This is a genomic window from Edaphobacter flagellatus (assembly GCF_025264665.1).
GTDB lineage: Bacteria > Acidobacteriota > Terriglobia > Terriglobales > Acidobacteriaceae > Edaphobacter > Edaphobacter flagellatus.
The window spans coordinates 523828-544119 of record NZ_CP073697.1 but is presented as its reverse complement, the minus strand read 5'-3'; the positions used below and the strand labels follow the sequence as shown (position 1 = coordinate 544119).

At 54.4% G+C, this 20292-nt stretch carries 16 protein-coding genes; 9 read left to right on the top strand and 7 right to left on the bottom strand.

Annotated elements, in window-relative coordinates:
* Positions 1 to 19: 19 nt before the first annotated feature.
* Positions 20 to 2842 carry a non-ribosomal peptide synthetase gene (locus tag KFE13_RS02220; protein WP_260705496.1) on the top strand — a complete coding sequence of 941 codons (2823 nt, stop codon included), beginning with the start codon at positions 20 to 22 and terminating at the stop codon, positions 2840 to 2842.
* Positions 2843 to 2871: 29 nt separating this feature from the next.
* Positions 2872 to 3672 carry a thioesterase II family protein gene (locus tag KFE13_RS02215; protein WP_260706885.1) on the top strand — a complete coding sequence of 267 codons (801 nt, stop codon included), beginning with the start codon at positions 2872 to 2874 and terminating at the stop codon, positions 3670 to 3672.
* Here the strand turns inward: KFE13_RS02215 and KFE13_RS02210 are convergent.
* Entirely contained in the window at positions 3650 to 5659 is a 2010-nt protein-coding gene (locus KFE13_RS02210; RefSeq protein WP_260705495.1) for a carbohydrate binding domain-containing protein, read from the bottom strand. The two genes, KFE13_RS02215 and KFE13_RS02210, sit on opposite strands and share 23 nt — an antisense overlap.
* Before the next feature lie 564 nt (positions 5660 to 6223).
* Here KFE13_RS02210 and KFE13_RS02205 point away from each other — a divergent pair.
* From KFE13_RS02205 to KFE13_RS02190, 4 genes are all read left to right on the top strand, one after another.
* Positions 6224 to 7084: a 4'-phosphopantetheinyl transferase family protein gene (locus KFE13_RS02205; protein ID WP_260705493.1), complete on the top strand. Its 861-nt coding sequence runs from the start codon at positions 6224 to 6226 to the stop codon at positions 7082 to 7084.
* A 118-nt stretch (positions 7085 to 7202) separates the two neighbouring features.
* Positions 7203 to 8231: a polysaccharide biosynthesis/export family protein gene (locus KFE13_RS02200; protein WP_260705492.1), complete on the top strand. Its 1029-nt coding sequence runs from the start codon at positions 7203 to 7205 to the stop codon at positions 8229 to 8231.
* Between the two features lie 41 nt (positions 8232 to 8272).
* Entirely contained in the window at positions 8273 to 8815 is a 543-nt protein-coding gene (locus KFE13_RS02195) for a serine O-acetyltransferase (protein WP_260705491.1), read from the top strand.
* A complete protein-coding gene (locus tag KFE13_RS02190; protein ID WP_260705490.1) occupies positions 8812 to 9846 on the top strand; it encodes a glycosyltransferase in 1035 nt (344 codons plus the stop codon). The genes KFE13_RS02195 and KFE13_RS02190 overlap by 4 nt, the downstream gene beginning before the upstream one ends.
* 12 nt (positions 9847 to 9858) lie before the next feature.
* Here KFE13_RS02190 and KFE13_RS02185 read toward each other — a convergent pair whose 3' ends face one another.
* From KFE13_RS02185 to KFE13_RS02170, 4 genes are all read right to left on the bottom strand, one after another.
* Positions 9859 to 10911 (bottom strand): ATP-grasp domain-containing protein, encoded by a 1053-nt coding sequence (locus tag KFE13_RS02185; protein WP_260705488.1) that lies wholly within the window; start codon positions 10909 to 10911, stop codon positions 9859 to 9861.
* A 434-nt stretch (positions 10912 to 11345) separates the two neighbouring features.
* Positions 11346 to 12569, bottom strand: coding sequence for a glycosyltransferase family 2 protein (locus KFE13_RS02180; RefSeq protein ID WP_260705486.1), 1224 nt, complete (start codon positions 12567 to 12569; stop codon positions 11346 to 11348).
* Positions 12566 to 13861 carry a glycosyltransferase gene (locus tag KFE13_RS02175; RefSeq protein WP_260705485.1) on the bottom strand — a complete coding sequence of 432 codons (1296 nt, stop codon included), beginning with the start codon at positions 13859 to 13861 and terminating at the stop codon, positions 12566 to 12568. Before KFE13_RS02175 ends, KFE13_RS02180 begins: the two co-directional genes overlap by 4 nt.
* Positions 13862 to 13901: 40 nt before the next feature.
* A complete protein-coding gene (locus KFE13_RS02170) occupies positions 13902 to 14231 on the bottom strand; it encodes an STAS domain-containing protein (protein WP_260705484.1) in 330 nt (109 codons plus the stop codon).
* 428 nt (positions 14232 to 14659) lie between these two features.
* Between KFE13_RS02170 and KFE13_RS02165 the strand changes: the two genes are divergently transcribed.
* Genes KFE13_RS02165 through KFE13_RS02155 form a run of 3 tightly spaced genes read left to right on the top strand, consistent with a single transcriptional unit; the run spans position 14660 to position 18382 of the window.
* Positions 14660 to 15415 (top strand): sugar transferase, encoded by a 756-nt coding sequence (locus tag KFE13_RS02165; RefSeq protein ID WP_260705483.1) that lies wholly within the window; start codon positions 14660 to 14662, stop codon positions 15413 to 15415.
* Positions 15416 to 15419: 4 nt separating this feature from the next.
* On the top strand, positions 15420 to 16862 hold the full coding sequence (locus KFE13_RS02160; RefSeq protein WP_260705482.1) for a WecB/TagA/CpsF family glycosyltransferase: 1443 nt from the start codon (positions 15420 to 15422) through the stop codon (positions 16860 to 16862).
* Positions 16859 to 18382: an NDP-sugar synthase gene (locus KFE13_RS02155; protein ID WP_260705481.1), complete on the top strand. Its 1524-nt coding sequence runs from the start codon at positions 16859 to 16861 to the stop codon at positions 18380 to 18382. Before KFE13_RS02160 ends, KFE13_RS02155 begins: the two co-directional genes overlap by 4 nt.
* Positions 18383 to 18550: 168 nt before the next feature.
* On the opposite strand, the gene KFE13_RS02150 is transcribed toward KFE13_RS02155, so the two are convergent.
* The gene (locus KFE13_RS02150; RefSeq protein WP_260705480.1) at positions 18551 to 19039 is read right to left on the bottom strand and encodes an ATP-binding protein; all 489 of its coding nucleotides are present in this window, start codon (positions 19037 to 19039) and stop codon (positions 18551 to 18553) included.
* 25 nt (positions 19040 to 19064) lie between these two features.
* The gene (locus tag KFE13_RS02145) at positions 19065 to 20261 is read right to left on the bottom strand and encodes a PP2C family protein-serine/threonine phosphatase (RefSeq protein WP_260705479.1); all 1197 of its coding nucleotides are present in this window, start codon (positions 20259 to 20261) and stop codon (positions 19065 to 19067) included.
* Positions 20262 to 20292 lie beyond the last annotated feature (31 nt).

The window sequence follows — 20292 nt, the reverse complement described above, 5'->3', positions numbered from 1 at the left end:
TATGGATACGTCGAGTCCAATGGAAAGTTTTGACAAAGAATTGCAGGTGCTGGACGATGCTGCGTTTTTAGGCATTCTCAAACGCAGCGATATCGAACTCAGGGTCGTCCAAGGGCAGCTCAGAGTCAATGCAACGCCCGGAGCTCTAAATGAAGAACTCAAGTCGGAGTTGCGCCGCCGCAAGGAGCGTCTGCTGGTTCTCCTTCAGGATCGTTCGAATCCGATCAATGATCTGAGGAAAAATAATTTAGGAATTGAGGCGAGAAAACGTTTAAGTCCTGCTGGGCAATGGACTCCACATCTGCAGTATTGGAAGACGCAACTTGATGGTGTAGCCAGTTTTCTTCAATTACCCTCTCGCCGTTCTACGACAACCTCTGCACCTGCTGAAAGTAGTACGGCGTCCTTTTCGATCCCGCGTGCCGTGGTGGCTTCATTACGTTCGGTTGGTACAGCGGAACAGAGCTCTTTTGAAACAGTCGTGTTGACTGCATTCTCGTTGCTTTTGTCTCGCTATGCCGATAAAGAGGACTTCTGTATTGGTGTTCCAGTGATGCGGAAACAGCGTCATAATGAATCGGTTTTAGAAGACACAATAGAAAATTTTGTCCCGATTCGTTGCAGGCTGGATTTCTTAAAGTCATTTCTCGATCTGCTTCGCGTATCGAATAAAACGATACTGGAGGCATATGAAAATAGCAGTATTCCGTTATCCAGATTGCTGGGCGAACTACCGATCAGCGTAGAGCAGGCGAGACATCCACTTTTTCAATTTTTGGTTGCTTTTGATTTTTCCAGGAAGAATAAATGCCTGGTGCTCGTCCCAGACCAGATAGATGACTTCGGTTTTGATCTGTCTCTCTACTTGACTCATTGCTCAGATGCTGATGTTTCAGGTTGCTTTAGATATAGAGCCGATCTGTTTTCTGATCAGAGTGTCGCTCTCTTTATCGAAAGTTTTAATGCTCTCTTGGGATCTATTGCTGAGAATCCGAATTGCCCGATTGGTGAGTTAAGCATCCTTTCCGCAGCTCAGCGAGAACAAATTCTTGTTCAATGGAACCAAACCCAGATGGAGTTCCCGGCAGCGGCAATTCATTCCATGTTTGAGCATCAGGTCGAGCTCAACCCGGAGTCGATTGCCGTCGTCAGTGGACGCCACGCAGTATCCTATTCCGAACTGAATGTGCGGGCGAATCTGATAGCTCACTGCTTGCTTCAGAGAGGGGTGCAGGCAGGTGACATCGTAGGCATATGCATGCGTCGCTCAGTCGACATGATTGCGACGATGTTGGCGGTGTTGAAGGTAGGCGCGGCATACCTTCCATTGGACCCTGCTTATCCTGCGCAAAGACTCGATGTGATGCTCGAAGATAGTAGGGCTAAGATCGTCGTTTCGAATGACGAGCACGCTAATGTTTTTGTTCGTGAGTGCGAAATAATTTGGCTTGATCGAGAGGCGTCGGCGATTACGAAGCTGCCGCGCTTAAATCCGGAAATCAAAGTTTCTTCAAATGATCTGGCCTACGTCATTTATACGTCTGGCTCGACAGGGCGCCCTAAAGGTGTTGCGATAGAGCATCGCAGCACGATGTCCTTGCTTTCCTGGGCGAAGGAGAATTTTTCTTCAGAAGAGCGTGCCAAGATATTTGCATCGACATCAATTTGTTTTGATCTGTCTGTATTTGAGATATTCCTTCCATTGACCACTGGCACAACCGTGATTCTGGTCGATGATCTTTTGCAATTGGCTCAGATCGACGTTTCCAGCCAGCCCACGCTTATTAATACGGTTCCAAGCGTTATTGGCGCATTTATTGCATCTCAAAAAATTCCTCGGTCGGTGCTTTGCGTCAATTTAGCGGGCGAACTCTTATCGGTTTCGTTAGTGAAGAAGCTTGAGCAGCAGCTTCCAGATGCGCGTATTTTTGACCTGTATGGGCCCACGGAGACGACGACATACTCCACCTTTTGCACCCGTCGATCTATTTCGCCCGCTACAATCGGACGTCCGCTTGCGAATACAAAAATCTATTTATTGGATGCCAGGCATCAACCTGTCCCGCCAGAGGTGCCTGGTCAGATTTTTATTGGTGGCGAAGGTGTTGCGCGAGGTTATATCAATCAGCCTGATTTAACGGAAGAGCGCTTTGTCACCATGGAGCATTTGCCGGATGCAGGTCGTCTTTATTCGACAGGAGACCTTGGCTTGTATAAAGCCGACGGTAGTATTGAATACCTTGGCAGGATAGATCAGCAGGTAAAGATTAGAGGATTTCGTGTGGAGCTTGGTGAAATAGAAGGAATTCTCCTGCAATACCCACGAGTTCGTGAGGCGGTAGTGCTCATGCATCAAGGGGATACTGCATCCGGCGCGTCCTTGCGAGCCTATGTCACCGTTTCTGCAAGCCCCGTAGAAGGTAAAGACCTGATCGCATTTCAGGAGAAGTTTCTCCCCTCTTATATGGTAGCGCGAGAGATATTGATTTTAGAAAGTCTTCCTGTAACTCCGAACGGCAAGGTTGATAAGAGAGCCTTGGCAAATGCCAAACCAACCGTATCTGCGTACTCAACGCAGGAATCCAAGCCCGCAACCGAGATTGAGCGTAAGTTGGTTGCAATATGGGAGCAAAACTTCAAACGTACGCCGATCGGTCGCGATGATGATTTTTTTTCGCTAGGCGGGCATTCCTTGCTGGCTTTTCAAATATTCAATGACATTGAAAAGCAGCTTGAGGTTGCACTGATGCTGTCGGTGCTTTTTAAAGCCCCAACCATCCGATTGCTTGCCGAGGAGATAGAACGGAAGGAAAAACCTAGAAGCCGGTTCGCTTTGCATTGATGTGTTATTGAAGGTTAGCATCCTGATTGATGATCGATTTCCATGATTCAGAAAGAGATAAATGGATATCCCCACGGGATCGTGTAAGTGGGGCACGGATTCGTCTGTTTTGTCTACCTCACGCAGGTTCAGGCGCAGCAGCCTATCAACCGTGGAAGCGGTTAATGCCATCTTTCGTAGAGCTTTGTGCTATTAGGTTGCCTGGGCGCGAAACACGATTGAATGAGAGTTCGTTCTCTGATAGCAAATTGCTGATTCGTGAGATGACAGAAGCTTTAGCGGACGGCTGTAATATGCCCTATGCAATCTTTGGCCATAGCATGGGGTCTGTGCTTGCGTACGAATTCGCGCAAGAATTGAGTAGCAGAGGCGTGAGGAAGCCCGAGTTCCTATTTCTTTCGGGACGCGTAGCTGCACATCTAAAGTTATCAGCCAAGCCGCTTCATGATCTGCCTTCTGATCAATTTATCGCCACAATTGAAGCTCGGTATGGTGGCTTGCCGCAGGAGCTTCTGCGCGATCAAGAGATGCTGGATTTTTATCTGCCCATCCTTCAGGCCGATTTGAAGTTGATCGAGACATATCAGTACCAATCGAAGGCTCCACTCACATGTCCCTTCATTGTATCGGCCGGAAGGAATGATCAAAGTGTTTGGGACGAGGGGCTCCAGCAGTGGAGTGTGCATACGACGGGAGACTTTCGCCTTCAGCGGTTTCCAGGAGATCACTTCTATCTGTCAGGAGAGAGCAGGGCATCGCTTCTCCATTTACTGACGGAGCAATTGCTGATTGCCGATCATCGTTGCGCTAGTGAGATGAACTCCATTTGAAGACTGTCATCGAGAATGGTGGAAGTTGGTAAGCGGAGTGTGAGTCAAAGCTATTCGATGGTTTTTCCGTAATGGAAACTCGCGAAGAAGTCTCATTGCCATCCGTAATATTTTTTGATGTCAGCTGACTTATAGCTACAGTGCCGGCCGGAGCATTTACTCCAGAGAATGTGATCGGGCGCATTTCAGTGCGGCTCAGGTTGAATACGATGATGCTGCGCTGCTTTCCATCGGCAAATGCAAATGCTTGTATCTCGTGTGCCTTGTCGATTTGAATATCATCGTTCCTGCTTTTCGCCTGATGCCATGTCGGGTTGGTGCCCCCCATCTTAGTCGAGAGCATCGTAGGAAGGATTGCTTGATTTGCCAACTGTTCCGCTAAAAATTGCGGTCGACGAAGATTAGTCGCTCCTCCCATATCAACCACGATTGAAAATAGCGGTGAGGTTTGATCTTTGCTTGTAGACGAGTTCCTGAAGCCATTGGAATAGCCACTCAATGCCCATATCGACTGCGTCTTTACGCCAAGATCGCGCAGCATGAGCAGCATGTGGTCGACAACAGTCAGGCCGGCTCCTATCGAAGGGATGGTGTTGTCAATGCTCGTTTGATCTGCCGATCCGCTTAGAGTGTGGAGGTTAACTTCATAGACCACAAGCTTCGCAGGCCGCTTCGCTTCTTTTACTGCTTTTGCCTGCTGAAACACGTAGCCGGAAGGGAGGCTATCCAGCATCTCCGGTTGCGCGAACATGGAACCGAAGATGGCCTCATTCGAACTTGCATCATCGAATCGAGTGAAAAGATAAGGTGCGATTGCCATACTGTCATAGCCATCGCCGTTCGCTAATTCCTGGCCAGTCAGCCATGTATTCACTGCTTGAGCGCCGATAACAAGATCAAATTTGCCGGGCTGGTAAGAAGAAGAACTCCTCGCCGCTGCGAAGATTTCTTTGGCGCGCTTTGCGTAAGTGGGCCCATCGGAGATGGAGGCACCCGGAAAGGTGAAGGAGTTCCATTGCTCATTTCCCAATTCAAGATGGATCACGGGGAAGACACTTGTCCATGGTGCCGTTTGCCCACGCGCAACCCGCTTCGCGCCATAAGGTGTGCTGGGAGACCCGCCGAGATACTCGATCAAATTCTTGGCCTCAGTCGTGCTCATGCCCGGAGGCATGTTGTAGTAAGGCTCAGCGCCAATAAGCTGACATAGCTGAAGAAACTCGTGCAGCCCAATTGCGAGGTCTTCATAAGTTGATCCTCGGCTGCTTGAGCCCGCGCGAAGGCGAGCGAATGGCGGAGCAATGATGTTATCGATGGTGCTCCCGGTATTGGCGTCGTCGTAATAACGCAATACTCCGGGATGCAGGTCTTTCAGAGCGCTTACAACTTCATCGCGAAATACTGTCGGGTTTGTATTTGAGTTACTTACTTGAACGAGGCTTACATCATCCAGCAGAACCGTGCTTCCCGGAACATAAAATTTGAGCGACACACTCCCAAAATCAGAATTCGATTCGTTTGTCGTGAAGTCGTAGCTGTAGTTCGTCCATTTATTGGAGAGCTTGAGGTCCTTCGAAAAAAAGTTATTTCCTCGCTTAGACTGCCGAGACAGACTGACGCGAACCTGATTATCCCCGCCGAGCCCCTTCGCGCGAAATGTAAGCCGATACGTTCCGTTGAGCCGTACAAAGGAGTGGCTTTCGAGCGTATCAAAATACGATGCGATCTCTCCCCATCGTCCAGATCCGACGGCGTCGATCTTGAGAGCCTGCTTGCCTTGAGTTTCTGGCGACAGGTCATGGAATTCCGTGGAAAGTACTGCGCCCCCACCATTGTTCACCCACCAGCCAGCCTGGGCATTGCCTGGGGAGGTCTTGCGGACGATGACGAAATCATCGGCCGACGGTTGTTTCGCCAGTGTCGAAAAGATAATCGTGGCACCCTGGTTTTGGATCTGCGATTGAGCGGGTAGACTGGCAGTCACCACACCGGTTTCGCCAGCTGCAGCTCCGCTAATAAATTCGAAGCTGGCTCCATCCAGAAACCCCTGAGGCCATTGTCCCCATTGATTCCAGTCTGTGCAGCTGGTTGCCGTTGCTGCTTTGCAACGCAGGATCGATTGCCATATCTCGCCTTCGAATCCTGAGTTTCTGAAGACCAGGTTGCGCAACATCTGCCCCGAATCGTAGTACGTCTGCATCGGAATATTGATGCCTAAGCGCTTTACGTCTGTCTGTATTGCCGTGGTATCGATTGCAATGTCGGTCACGCCGCCTGGGCCATTTTGTGCTTTAGCTGGGTGACATCCAACAGTGCCGATGAGTAGCCCAAAAACAAATCCAAATTGGGTCAGCGTAGAGAGAGGATGCTCGAACCGTTCATTGTTATCGGGAGTGCGCCACAATCGCTTTGTCTGCGAGAGAACTTTAACTGTGGGAACGTGGAATATCATGCGCCTCCGATAATCTGTTGATCCTGGTAATCGATAATGAAGCCCAGCTCCACAAATAGGCGTATAACTACCGCCTAATGGATGGTACAGATTAGATTAGTGAAAAGAGACATCACCTCACAAGCATTCAAGAAACAGATCATCACTTATCCGCAGAATTGTGATCGTATGACTGAGCCTCCTGATACAGAACGTTATCGAGAATGGAATGCAGCCGACTCTCTTCTGCCTTTGGCGGATGGAGAGCTTCAGCTCTGGCGTTTTCAGCTGACAGACGATGCATTCTTTCCGGGCTGTGCCAACTATCTAATCCCTGAGGAGCGCAGCCGGGCCGAGCGACGACGTGCTAGCAGGCCACGTGAGGAGTTTGCCGTTGGAAGAGCCTGTCTGCGTATTCTGCTTGGAAATGCCCTGCGTATGCCCCCTCTGGACATTGTGCTCAAGGAGAGCCCCTTCGGCAAACCTTCCGTTGTCAATAGTGCTGAGCACATTTCGTTTAATGTCTCTCACTCGAAAGGAACGATTCTGATCGGGTTGAGTCGGCAGGAAACTGTTGGCGTAGATGTCGAACATATCGATGCTGGCATCGATATTTTGGAGATCGCGCAATCTGCATTTACCGCAAAGGAGCTCGAACGTTTGAAGGCGCTTTCTTCGCTTGACGAGCGCCGCAGAGCCTTTTATCGCTGTTGGACACAGAAGGAAGCCATCACAAAGGCAGATGGAAGAGGGCTTTCGTTGCCGTTATCCAGTTTCGAGGTCCCAGCCGCCCCTGCATGGCATACCCCTGTGCTGATTTACGATCCAACCGGAACGGAAAAGCATTATTTTTTGAGCGATATCGATCCAGGAGATGCTGCTATAGGAGCAGTGGCGACCGACTCCCCCAATTGTCGTATCCTTCAGCTGAACTTTCCCCTTTCGAGGCTGAGCAGCCATCTTGTAAAACAAGGGGATTGAGGTTGTAGGTGACCGCAGGTTACCGTTGGGGCATGCCGAAGTGCTCTGGAAATCCCTACTATTCACATATCATAGTAAATGCCTGTGGGATGAGGGCTTAGGAGTTCTTGCCATGCGTATGAAGCTGACCAATATGATGTTTCTGCTGACAGCGTGTGTCTCACTCGCTCACCCGGTCTGTGATGCGCAGAATACTGCTCCTGCTACAGAGCTGAAACAAAATCCTCTGGCGATGTTGAAGTCCTTTGAGGCGCCAGCCGACCAGCCTTACCAACTCGGGCGCGGTGATGAGATCACCGTTGAGGTCGTAGGCCGTCCTGAGTTGACCGCCAAGCACACGATTGGACCCGATGGAAAGATCACGCTGCCCATCGCGGGCACCATTATGGTGGCAGATAAAACCCGCGAGGAGGCTGCTACTGCTATCCAGAACGCACTCAGCTCTTACTATGCCGGAGTTACGGTATCGGTAGGTGTGGATCACTACACGTCGAATCACATCCTTCTGCTTGGTGCAGTCGAGCATCCCGGTCTGTTGACCTTCGATACCACACCCACTCTGCTTGAGGTGATCTCGCGTGGCGGACAGCTTCAGGGGGCTTCGGGGGCGGCAGCTAGTTCAGGAGCCCCGGCCGCAGGTACAGCAGGCGCATTGCCCATTCCGATGGCTGTGCCCGAAGAATGCATGATCTATCGCGGCAACGCCTCCATGGTTACGGTCCAGCTGCGAAGCCTTCTTGAAGAGGGAAACCCTCTGGCCAATATGCGGCTCATGCGCGACGATGTTGTCTTTGTCCCCGGCCCAGATAAGTACGTTTCAGTACTTGGAATGGTTGTGCGTCCGGGGACGCAGCGGCTCGAAAAGAAAAGCACCCTGCCTCAGCTTCTTGCCATGGCTGGTGGGCCGACAGAGAAGGCAGGACGCTATCCTGACATTCAGATCATCCATCGCGGTACCGATACCACGCCCGGAAAGACGCAGGTCATCTCATACAAAGATGTTCTGGGGCCAAAGCCGCTTGATCTTACATTGCAATCGGGTGACATCATCTATATTCCCGAAAGCGGGTTCAATAAATTGGCTTACAGCTTTGAGAAGCTTTCGCCGCTTGTAAATCTGTTTACGATTGGAGCGCTTCTGCGCTAAGCAGATGCAGTCTGGTATCTCCAGCCTGCTTGGGAGCAACAGTGTTCGAAAATATCCGTGAGGACTGGCGCACACACGACTGTCGTTGGGGTCGTCATGGCTTCTGGGTGCTCTTGATCTATCGATTCGGGCGCTGGAGGTACAGCATCCAGTCACGTGCTCTGCGTGTTCCATTCTCGTTTGCCTACAAAGTACTCAAATTCTTCTCGGAGATGCTTCTTGGCGCGGAGTTGCCCTGCGAAGCCGTCATCGGCCGTCGCTTCGTGATTGAGCACATCGGCGGCATCGTCGTCAGTGGCGATGCTATCTTCGGTGACGACTGCGTAATGCGTAACGGCGTCACCGTAGGTTTGCGCAACCGTGGCGTACGAGGCTCGCCCGTTATAGGCAATCGCGTCGATATCGGCGCCGGAGCAAAGCTGCTCGGCCCCATACGTATCGGCGACGACGTTGCGATTGGAGCGAATGCGGTGGTTATCTCCGATGTGCCGTCCAATTCGATTGCTGTCGGCATACCGGCACGCATCATACCCCGTAAGGTTGCGGAGCCTGTAGAAGCTGCAGTAAGCGGACACGAACAATGAATGCCACGACAAAACCCTCGCGCAGTCTGACTAACCTTACCGTCTCGGTCGTAGTGATCGGCAGAAACGAAGGAGAGCGCCTGCGTCGGTGCCTCGAATCGGTCTATGCGATGGATCGTGACGGGTTTGCGATCGAGGTGCTCTACGTTGACTCCAATTCGCAGGATGGAAGCGTCGGCCTTGCCCAGTCCATGGGCGCGAAGACGATTGTGCTGCATCCGGAGCGGCCATCGGCGGCGTTAGGCAGAAATGCAGGCTGGCGCGCGGCAACGGGAGCCATCGTGCTCTTTCTGGATGGAGATACGATTCTCCACCCACGCTTCGTAAGCGACTCGCTGCAGGAGTTCCTGAACCCTGCGATCGCAGTCGTATGGGGTCATCGCCGCGAGCTTTACCCCAGGCGCTCCATTTATATCCGCACACTCGATCTCGACTGGATTTATGAAGCTGGCCCAACGCTCTATTGCGGCGGCGATGCGTTGTTCTGGCGAGATGTTTTGGTGCAGGTCAACGGCTTCGACGAAACCTTAATCGCCGGAGAAGAGCCGGAGCTATGCCGAAGGATCGCTGCACTCGGCTATATCATTTTGCACGTCGACCGTCCTATGACCGGGCACGACCTGGCTATTTATCACTGGCGGCAGTACTGGAAGCGTTCAACCCGCGCAGGCCATGCCTTCGCCGAGGTATCCGAGCGCTTTCGATCGTCGCCTCAGTCATTTTGGACGGAGGAGTGCAGACGCAATCGCAATCGCGCATGGATTCTGGTTGGCCTCTCGTTGGCCGGACTCCTGTGTTCCATCCTTCTTCGCGCAATATGGCCACTGCTTGGTGTTGGTATTTTTTTCCTGCTGCTTGCCGCTCGTTCCGCGTGGAAGGCACGTTGGAAGACCAAAGATACTGTAGCGCTGGCGATGTACGGTGTTCACTCTCATCTGCAACAGTTGCCCATCTACATTGGGCAGTTACAGTACAAGCTGAATCGCAGAAGAGGGAAACGCGCCATGCTGGTTGAATACAAACAGCCCTAGACGCAGTACGGTTCAGTCTGCCTGAATCTGCAAATCCTTAGGTAGCTTTGGCGGACGGAAGAAGTGATACAGGCGTGCCGGCCACTGACGGTTTGGCCAGGACTCCCGCAGCAACTCTCGTAACAGATCAGGCTCTTCCCACGGAACATCGTGGTATCCCAGCTCCAGATAAGGATTCCTGGGACTCAATAAAAAAGCTTGAGGAAAGAGAGCAATTGCTTCTCGAGTGATCGGCGCGTCCGGATCGGATCGTTCTTCGTTCTTCAACTTGCTGGTAAAGGCACCCGCAAGGTCTCCTTGCTCCGGCAGGCGAAGATGTCCCAGCTGGGTGCAGCGTGGGTTCAATTCAATCAGATACGCATGCTTCGTCTCTCGCTCCAGCATAAAGTCGAGTCCATGAAACCCATTGAGCTGGAGTTTCTGCGCCAGCTTGCAAGCAGCTTGTGTGATCTCTTCATTCCGGATGATCTGTACGACCGTCGCCGAGCCAGTGGCACCTTGGCTGTTGAGAACTTCGACCGCCACCATGGCGAGCACTTCACCCTTCCAGCAAGCCATCATCGCATTCGCCGGGCGTCCAGCGATGAACTCCTGGAGCGTAACGCGTGGCGGGCCTGCATTCTTGCGAGACCATAATGCAAGCGGATCTCGATTCACCAGAAATCGCTTCCAGGTAAAGCTGGGTCCTTTCGGCTTTGAAAGTCTGTCATAGGCCTCTGCCGCTTCGGCAGCGGAGCCGACAATCTCGACTCCTGTTCCACCCCAACTGCCGTCCAGCTTCAGGACGCCCGCACCCTTCCAGCGGGCCAGATCATTCTTCGACTGAATATCGACGGTCTCAGGTGTGCGTATTCCTAAGGCAGCCGCTGTCCTCAATAGCTCGCCGCGGCTGCGAATGACGCCATACATGGCAGATGGGCCTAAGGACTCCTCAATGATCTCCCGAAGCTCCGGAAACCGGTCATGCAGCCAGTGAAGCTGCCAGACTACGCCATCGTCGCAGGGCACAATCACATCGGCCTTCGACCTCTCAATCGCGTTCTTCAGCGATCGCGCTGAATCCACACTTTCATACAGATAGTGGCTCTCGATCCCGCTTACAAATCGGAGAGGGTGTCCCGGGGGGCATACCGTAATCACCCTGCATCCGTGGCGTAGCAACGCTATGGCCATACGTGCCGATAGCTGCCACCATGTGGTGGCGCCTATCAATACAACCGGTCGGCTCGAACTACGCAAAATAAATCCCCGTGCACATTGGCTTGGAAGCTGATTTTATGCGTTTTTACAATAAGCAACACCTACACACATGGGGCATTCAGGGTCAAGGCAAAATTTGGACATCTTTTTAGTGGAAATCCCTTGCCGCGACAGATGACTTATTCACGAGAGGTCGTAGGCCGTTTCCGCTCTCGACCACACGACGAAGAACGTCCAAAAATCAGGAAGGCAAGGCTTAACTTTATCAAGAACGAAGATCCCGGCTGTGAACGCTCCGTTTATCTGGGCGGTGTCTTGTCGTCAGAAGAGGCTTCGATCTCGGCATTCCTGCTCGTGCGCACCCACGCATGATTCGACCGCGCATTACGCAGCAGGGAAGGAATCAACATCAGCTTCCATACGATGTAGAACGGTGCAGCCGCCAGTGTGCTCACATCGCGCCAGCCGCCTCCCCCCACAACAATCGCAGCTGTCAGGTGTAATAGAACCACGGCAGCCCCTACCAGCCCTACCATCCGCACGAAAGGCAACGGCGTTGAGATAGCAACAGCCAGCAGCGCAACATGGAACGCCAGCGGAAACAGCAGAAGCTCCAACAGTGGCTCCAGCAGAGAAAGCTGCCCCTGCAGTACGCTACGCAACAGGGCCGGGCTCTTCTCCATCATCATCCGCAGCCGTCCGCCCTCCCAGCGAGAGCGCTGTGTCTTAACACCCTTACCGCGTACCGGCATCTCGCCAAAGACGGTCGTTTCGTTCACAAAAGCAACCCGGCGTCCTGACCGCACCAGCGACAGATGATATTCCAGGTCTTCCACCACAGAGGACGCCAGATAGGGAACAGCCGCCAGCGTCTCCCGGCGCAGCCCAAACCCGTTGCCGAGAATTCCTGCCGACAGACCAAGTTGTTCCCGGCCCAGCGGACGCACCACGTTGAAGGCCCGCAGCGCCAGCCCCATCAGCCTGGTTCGCGTGCTCTCCTCCAGATTGCTCACCAGATATCGTGCCTGTACTGCATCGGCTCCGTCACGCATCGTCCCTGCTGCGGCGACAATAAAGTTTTGCGCAACATCCGTATCGGCATCGACGATCAGAAAGCAGTCGTAACCCTGCTTTTCCAAGGTTGTAAACGCGTAGTGCAGCGCATATCCCTTGCCGCGCTCCAGATCATTCGTGCGAGTCAGCACCCTGGCTCCTGCAGCTTCTGCGACCGGAGCAGTCCGATCCGTGCAGTTGTCCGCAATCACATAGATGTCGACGACCATATCTCCGTGATCGGCCTGCAACAGGCTTGTGACGCACTTTGCGATGCCCACCTCTTCATTGTGGGCCGGAATAACTACAGCGACACGCCACCCCGCGCGGGAAGGTGGCTGGGTTCTTCGCTGAACCGGAAGCAGCGCCGCAACGCTCAGCATAAACAGCTCAACGGTGCCGGGCAGCGTCATGCAGGCTGCAGCTATTCCTGCCGCCTCCCACAGCGTTCGTAAGAGCCATGGGATCAATGAATCGTCTCCAGCCTGCGTCGAAAGACCTCAGCCAGCCTGTCGACATTGGCAGAAAGCTCATAGCTCTTCTGCACACGTTGACGTCCGGCCTTTCCAAGAGTCTCCCGCAGCGAGGCATCATCCATCAGCCGGGCCAACGCTCCTGCCAGGCCCTCGACATCCGACGGGGCGACAAGCAGGCCATCCACGCCATCCCGAATCAGCTCCGGTATGCCATTGATCCCTGTCGAGACGCACGGAATCTCCATCGCCATCGCTTCCATCAGGACAACCGGAATCCCCTCCGCAAAGCTGGCCAGAGCGAAGACGTCCGCTGCCTGATAGAACGCTCGGATACGGTCCTGATTCATCGCGCCCTCAAAGCGTATCTCCCCTGCGAGCCCTCTCTCGGTCACCATCAGCTCCAGGTTCTTCCGGTCCGGCCCATCTCCCACAAAGCGCAATTGAACCCGGCGTCCCCGCTGTAGAAGCTGTTCCACGGCCTGGATCAGGATTCGCTGCCCCTTTGTGGGAACCAGGCGGCCCACGCAGAGGACCTCAAATACCTCGGGCGAAGCGCGAAATGGGCGGGGAGCAAAGTGTCCGCAGTCCACCCCCAGCCGCGCAACATCAAACTTCGGCCACTGCTCGCCGGGAGAGAGTTTCATCAACTGGCTCTGGGCAAAGAAGCTGATGCAGACCACAAACCGGGCCGCCTCGATCTTCTCTGCCAGAAAATAGCTGGTGACGTCATAAAACTCGTCTGGCCCATGAACCATCATCGAGAACGTCACTGGAGCAATGCGGGCCAGCAGGAGGGCCACGGTGGCCGCTGGAGTCGCAAAGTGGACGTGCAGGTGCACTAGGGCATGGCGTCGCATCCAGCGGGCAAGTAAAGCGGCCTCCGCCAGATAGAACAGGCAGAGCATCACGCGGGAAACATCTGCCCCGCCAAGCTTCAGTGCAGTCCGTAAGCCAACCAACAGTCTGCCCGGAGCACGCAATGCGAGCCACGCCATAGCTTTCAGTGCACCCCAGGGCCCAGCCTGCTTCACATAAAACGTCCGGCTCGCCTCTACCTGCTCCACCTGCGTCATGGCGCTTCGATCGTCTGCATCGTTGATCGAGGCAACTTCGATCTCGAAGCCCCTCGATCGCAGTGCTGCGATCTCACGCAGAATGAAGGTATGCGAGACCGCTGGATACTTGCTTACGAGATATCCCATCCGCGTCGCCGCAGCCGTCACCATGAGGACCTCATCGTGATCCGAATGGTGCTGCACAAAGGGAACCAGGCCCGCAGGGAGCATACGGCCATCTTCAGGGCCATCGGGAAGGGAAGCATCGTTTTTACGCTATGTATGACGTAACGGCCTCGTCAGAATTGTTGAAGACCTCGAAGACGCGATGCATGCGCACCAGCTCAAACAACGCGCGAGCAGGCTTGCTCAGGCCGGAGAGCTTGATCTCCCCGCCATCGGCATGAGCCTCGCGAAGGCACGAAACCAGGGCGCCAAGCCCGCTGCTGTCGATAAACTCAACCTTCGAAAGGTCGAGCACCAGCCGGGCTCCATGGGTTAGCAGAGGTTTGATCGCGTCCTTAAACGCCCGGGCATTGCTTGCATCCAGGGACTTGGCATCGACCTTCCCCACTACAACGCCCTCTTTTTCTGAACTCAAAACCTGCATTATCCAACTCCAGGAATCATTTAGCCCCACCGGGGCTGCTATAGCGTCACCGTGCCCTGACACTCTCTGAGTCAGATTCCAGATGTATCACATCAGGCTTTATGCCGAAAGAGTCCCAATTGCCACCGAAGCCAGCACGAACGTCACCACAAACATGGTTCCCGGAAAGTCGTTGTTTTGTTCTGACCGCGTAGTATACTTCATCCGAAAACGGTACGATACTGGACGCATATAACCATGAGTGCGGTCACATCCCAGGCGATTCTTGGTTCTCTGATCTAACGAAAATCGATCATATCCCACGAACGCGGTACAGCGCTTTTCTCTAACGAGATTTAATCTTAGAGATTCGTGTGGGAGGATGCATGAACCTAAAGCACGTGCCGCTTTGTGATAGTAGCTCGCAGAAGGGGAACTGCGTGGGCGCCACACGATTGCAGGTGGATTTTGGAAGAAAGTCCCTGGTGGATCAGCTCTACCGGGGATACGGTGGTTCGAGCTTTGCGGGGGGGCGCCTGCGTGTCTTCCGCGCGCACCTCAAGATCTTCACCTGGTCATTTGTCGTTACCGGGGCGAAGTTCTTCAAGCGCGCCATGGATATCATTGTCTCCTCCATTGCGCTGGTTATGCTCTCGCCCGTCTTCCTGATCCTGACGATTCTCATCCGTCTACAGGACGGAGGACCGGCCTTCTTCTGGCAGACCCGCGTGGGACTCTGGGGTAAGGAATTCCCCTTCCCGAAGTTCCGTTCCATGGTGGTGGATGCCGAGAAGCGGAAGCAGGAGCTTGCTGCCGTAAATCAGCACGGAAACGATGGCATTACCTTCAAGATGAAGCGTGATCCCCGGATCACCTTCATCGGCGGCATCATCCGCAAACTCAGCCTGGACGAGCTGCCACAGCTCTGGTGTGTCCTGCGCGGAGACATGTCTCTGGTCGGCCCGCGTCCTCCTGTCCCATCCGAGGTCGCCCGCTATACCATCAGCGACCGCCGCCGGCTTGAGGTCAAGCCAGGGCTCACCTGTATCTGGCAGGTCAGCGGAAGAAGCGAGCTTTCCTTCGAGCAGCAGGTTAGACTCGACGCGCAATATATTGATAGTCATAGCGTTATACTTGACCTGTATCTCTTGATTAAGACCATCCCGGCCATCCTTACTGGTCGCGGAGCGTATTGAAACCATGCCGGCGAAAAAGCAGGAGTTGGACTCGCAGCAGGGGTATGTATCCGATACGCCAAGTCGAAGCCATCTTCTCGCGAACCTGGATGACAAATTCTCCAAAGACGGCATCCGGCAGCGTAAGCGGGCTCTATTTCGCCACTCCCTCGCCTGGACCCTCAGTATCTGGGCTGCGGAAGTGCTTCGCCGCCTCATCGAGGCCACCCTTGCCGCGTTTCTGATTGCGATCCTTAGCCCCTTCCTGCTGGCTCTGCTTCTTCTTGCCCGTCTCTCCGGTGGAGGTCTCCGCGAGCAAACCCGTCTTGGGCGCTGGGCAACCCACTTCCAGCAGTACGAGATCCATTTCCCCCCGTCTTCTTTCCTCTCCCGGCTCGGCTTTCTTCGCTCGCTGCCCGCGCTGGTCAACGTCTTTCGCGGCGAGATGTCCTTCATCGGCCCTCGTGCCGCCTCGCCTGCCGAGACCTTCAGCGGCGAGCGGATGGCCTGGAAGCGCTACAATCTCCGTCCCGGCCTCCTGAGTCTCTGGTGGCTCAGGAAGCGCGCCAATATCGCCTACTCCACTGAGGTTGGCCTCGATCTTGAGTACATCGAAACCAACTCCCTATGGGGAGACCTCGGCATCGCGGCCCGCGCCATTCCAACGGCCTTCTTTGGTGGAGGAGCCAGCGACGCTCCGCCGAAGCTCAGCTTTCTCGGCGTAAACATCGATAACCTCACGATGGCCGAGGCCTCTGCCCGCATCATCTCCATGGCCCAGTCCGGCGTTCCCTCGCAGGTCAGCTTCGTCAACGCCGACTGCGTCAACATCGCCTTCAACGACTCCCAGTACAAACAGACCCTGGCGAGTTCCCAGCTGGTGCTGGCCGATGGAATCGGTGTGCGGATCGCCGGTGCAATTCTTAATCAGCACGTTCGCGAGAACATCAATGGAACCGATATGCTGCCTTTTCTCTGCGACGCCGCCGAGCAGGCAGGGCTGAGCCTCTACCTCCTGGGAGGACGGCCCGGCATTCCCGAAGCTGCAGCCGACTGGATCACCCAGCGCTATCCCGATCTCAGAATCGCTGGCTGCCGGCATGGATACTTCTCCCCCGAGGAAGAACCCTCGATCTTTGAAGCAATTAAGGACTCCCGTGCGGATATACTCCTTGTAGCGTTTGGCGCTCCCCGGCAGGAAAAATGGATTGCCTCGCACAAGACTCAACTGGCAGCAAAGGTCTCTATTGGAGTTGGTGGTCTTCTGGACTTCTACTCCGGTAGAATTCCTCGCGCTCCGGTCTGGATACGTGAGCTCGGCATGGAGTGGTTTTATCGCTTTTGGCAGGAACCTCGCCGTATGTGGCGCCGCTACTTTCTCGGTAACGCGGTCTTCCTCTACCGGCTGGCGGAAGAGCGGCTTCACGCCCGTCCTTCATCCCCGCGGGCCGGAGGCCTGACTACATGATTGGCGTCATCGTTGTCCCCGGCCATTCGCCGCTAATGCACGGATTGGATGCAAACCGGTCGTTCGCGCTGCTCCCGCTCGGCGACCGCCCCATGTTGCAGCATGTCATCGAATCGCTTGCCGCACAAAAGATTACCTCGATTGAGCTGATCGTCAGCCATGCGCCTAAAGAGGTCGAATCCCTGCTTGGCAACGGCGACCGCTGGGGATGCAGGTTCCGCTATCACCTGGCAACGCAGCCCGACCGGCCCTATCGCTCCCTCAAGATCATCTCCGCGCTCAAAGACCAGCCCTGGTGCCTGATTCATGCAGAGTGTTTCCCCTGCATCGATCTTCCTTCCGTGAAAGCGTCACAGCCGGTGTTGCTCTATGGCTCTGTGCAGGACGACCCAGCTGCGGACGGTCAGCAAGCCGTTGCCGGTTCTTCTGTCTGGCGGGGTGCGGCTGTGTTTCCCGCCGGATCCGTGACGGACGCCTTCGCCAGCCAGTCGATCGACGAGCTTCGCCAGCAGCTCGAAAGTATGGCCGCCAGCTCTGAGGCAACTGTCCTCCATGTTTCTCAGTGGCTCGATGGTTCTACGCCTGCCGCTCTGTTGGAGACACAGACCGCGCTGCTGGATCGCCGCTTCGAAGGGCTTATGATCAGCGGCGTGGAGCGCGAGTCCAACGTCTGGATATCGCGCAATGTGGTCATTCATCCCACGGTCGAACTTGTCCCTCCGCTCTACCTCGGCCCCAACAGCCGGGTGAACCGCGGTGTCCGCCTCGGTCCAAATGTCGTCATCGAAGGCGAGTGCATCGTCGACAGCGACACCTCCATTGAGCATTCCTTGATTACCGCAGGGAGCTACATCGGCCAGGGGCTTGAGCTGAACAAGGCCCTCGTCGACCATAACCTGCTGATCAACGTTCGTCTGGGGACCAGCGTCGAAGTCGTCGAAAGCTTCCTTCTCGGCGGACTCAAACAGGTACGCCGATCCAACATGCTTGCGAGGATTCTCGAGCCTATTCTCGCCATCTTGTTGATCATCCTCTTCTTGCCGGTCTCGCTGCTCTCTCTCGTCGTCTACGCCCTCTTGCGGAGACTTACATATACCCCCGTTCGCATGGTTCAGCTCCCCGCGCGTGAAAATGAGGTTGCCTCGCGTACGTATCCTCTTCTGTGCCTGGGGGCCGACGCATGGGTGGTCCGTCGCGTGGCAGGATGGCGTACGTTTCTGCGCCAGTTTCTCCCCGGGCTCTTCGCTGTTGCTCAGGGAAAGATCAGCTTTGTCGGACTTCCGCCCAGGACAGTGGAGGAGATCGAAAAACTTCCCAGCGATTGGCGTGCTCTCTATCTGGAGGGCTCCTCGGGCCTCATTACAGAGGCTGCGCTGTCTTTGAGTGATCCCAGGGACGAAACCCAGCGCTACCTCGCCGATGCCTATTACACCGTTCGGCGAAGCTTCCTTTACAACCTCAAATTGTTTTTCCAGTACTTCGGCCGCGTGATTTTTCCGGGAGGCCCCGGCCTGCTCTAAGCAGGCTCTTCGAGAGGAGAAACGCTTGACAGCGTTGATAAAATAACAAGTAGAAGAGAAGCCAAAATCCGGCGCAAGAGCCGGATTTTTACTGCCCTGAAGCTTAAGGGGGTGCGCCTGTAAACCATCTGGATGGAATACTTTGCGCAATTTTGTACGGAGTGGGTACTAGCTCGCCTGGAGCCCCACGTGCTTCCGGATCGTCATGTGGTTCCGCTGCTGATCCGATCGAACAGCGATTGAATCCACAATCTGCCTGACGATCTGAAGCCCATGTCCGCGCATCGGCCACGCTTCATCCGCATCTTCAAGTGGTTTCGGATCGCCCGTCAGGCGATGCAGTTGCTCTTCAGGAAAAGGCGGAGCGCAGTCGCTGAGATCAATCTGCACTTCAGTTCCTTGAACGCGCACATTCACTTCGATCGGTTTGTCCGTCGCACCCGCATAACCGTGCTCCAGCGTATTGTTAATGATCTCTGTAACTACCAGCTCAAGCGAGAAGATATCCGACTCAATGACACCCAGATGGTTCAGCACCCCCGAAAGGGCAGCACGAATCAGGCTGATCTGGTTCAGCTGACTTTCAATACTGAACGTGATGGAGTAATTCACCTGGTCCTGCAAAGCTGACTCCTCGCATAACGAGAACACGATCATGAAACGCCCCGGTTACTTAAGTACATTACCTGCTCTCGATAAGTAACATAGAAATATCATCAGGAAAATTCTTGCCCTGACTCCATTGTTCGAGGTCCTGCTGTATGGATTTCAGTGCTGCCTTGGGAGGGAGTCCAGTTGTCTGGAGAAGGATTTCTTTCAGCTTATCGATGGAATATGGAACTCCTTCGGAATTCACACATTCCAGAACACCGTCAGAGTACAGCAAAAGCCGGTCGCCGGGATGGAGGTCCGTCACAGTTTCCTCATATGTCATGTCCGGCCACAGTCCGACGGGAAAACCACCATCGCCGATGGGTGTGATCTCACCTTCGTGATTGATCTTCAAGGGGATTGGATGACCCGCCTGGCAGAAGCGCACCTCGCGAGTTCGCGTGTCCAGAACCCCATAGATCATGGTGAAGTAGCCATCGCCCTGGGGCTGGAATCTCCGGTTCAGCTCACTCACAACGTCGACCGGAGGCACAATCCTCTTGAGTTCAAGATGGGGGTCAAATCGGACCATCGGACTGCCGGGTTGTGGAGAGAGCAGATGATTGAGCGTCACCGAGAGCAGGGCAGACGGGATTCCATGGCCCGCCACATCAAGGTGATAGAAGATCAGGTAGCGATCCTGCATCATGAAATAGTTCAGGTTATCGCCTGCCAGGAAGCTGCTGGGCAATACAAGCCAATCGAGGCAGAAAGACGGGTGGACCTCGGAGATTTTGGGCATCAGGCCAGCCTGAAGCGCAGATGCGGCCTGCAGATCCGACTGGATTGTTTTATAAGCGGCGCCAAGCTTTTCATTCAGCCGATTGAGACTGGCATTCTGTTCCGACAGTTCCTGCCGCAGTGTCAGAATGCGTTCCGCTGCCCTGATTCTCACGCGCAGTTTGTCAGCTTCGAGCGGAATGCTGATAAAGTCGTCGGCTCCGGCATCCATGCCTGCGACAAAGTCCATCTCGTCGTCGTTCAGCGTGTAGAGAATGATGTAACAGTACGTGGGAGCCGGGTTTTCACGGATATGGCGGCATAGCGTCAAACTATCCATGCCAGAGAGGGTCCAGTTGCTGAGCAGGAGGTCGAACTCGCCTTGCTGCAGTAAAGCTTGCGCTTGGAATCCATCTCTCGCGGTGGTTACATGGTGATTCCACTCTTGCAGCCAACCCAGCAGCAATGACTGTGTCGTCATATCGTTTTCGGCGACAAGAATGTTCATGCACATACCATCAACCCAGGCAGAGCCGCGA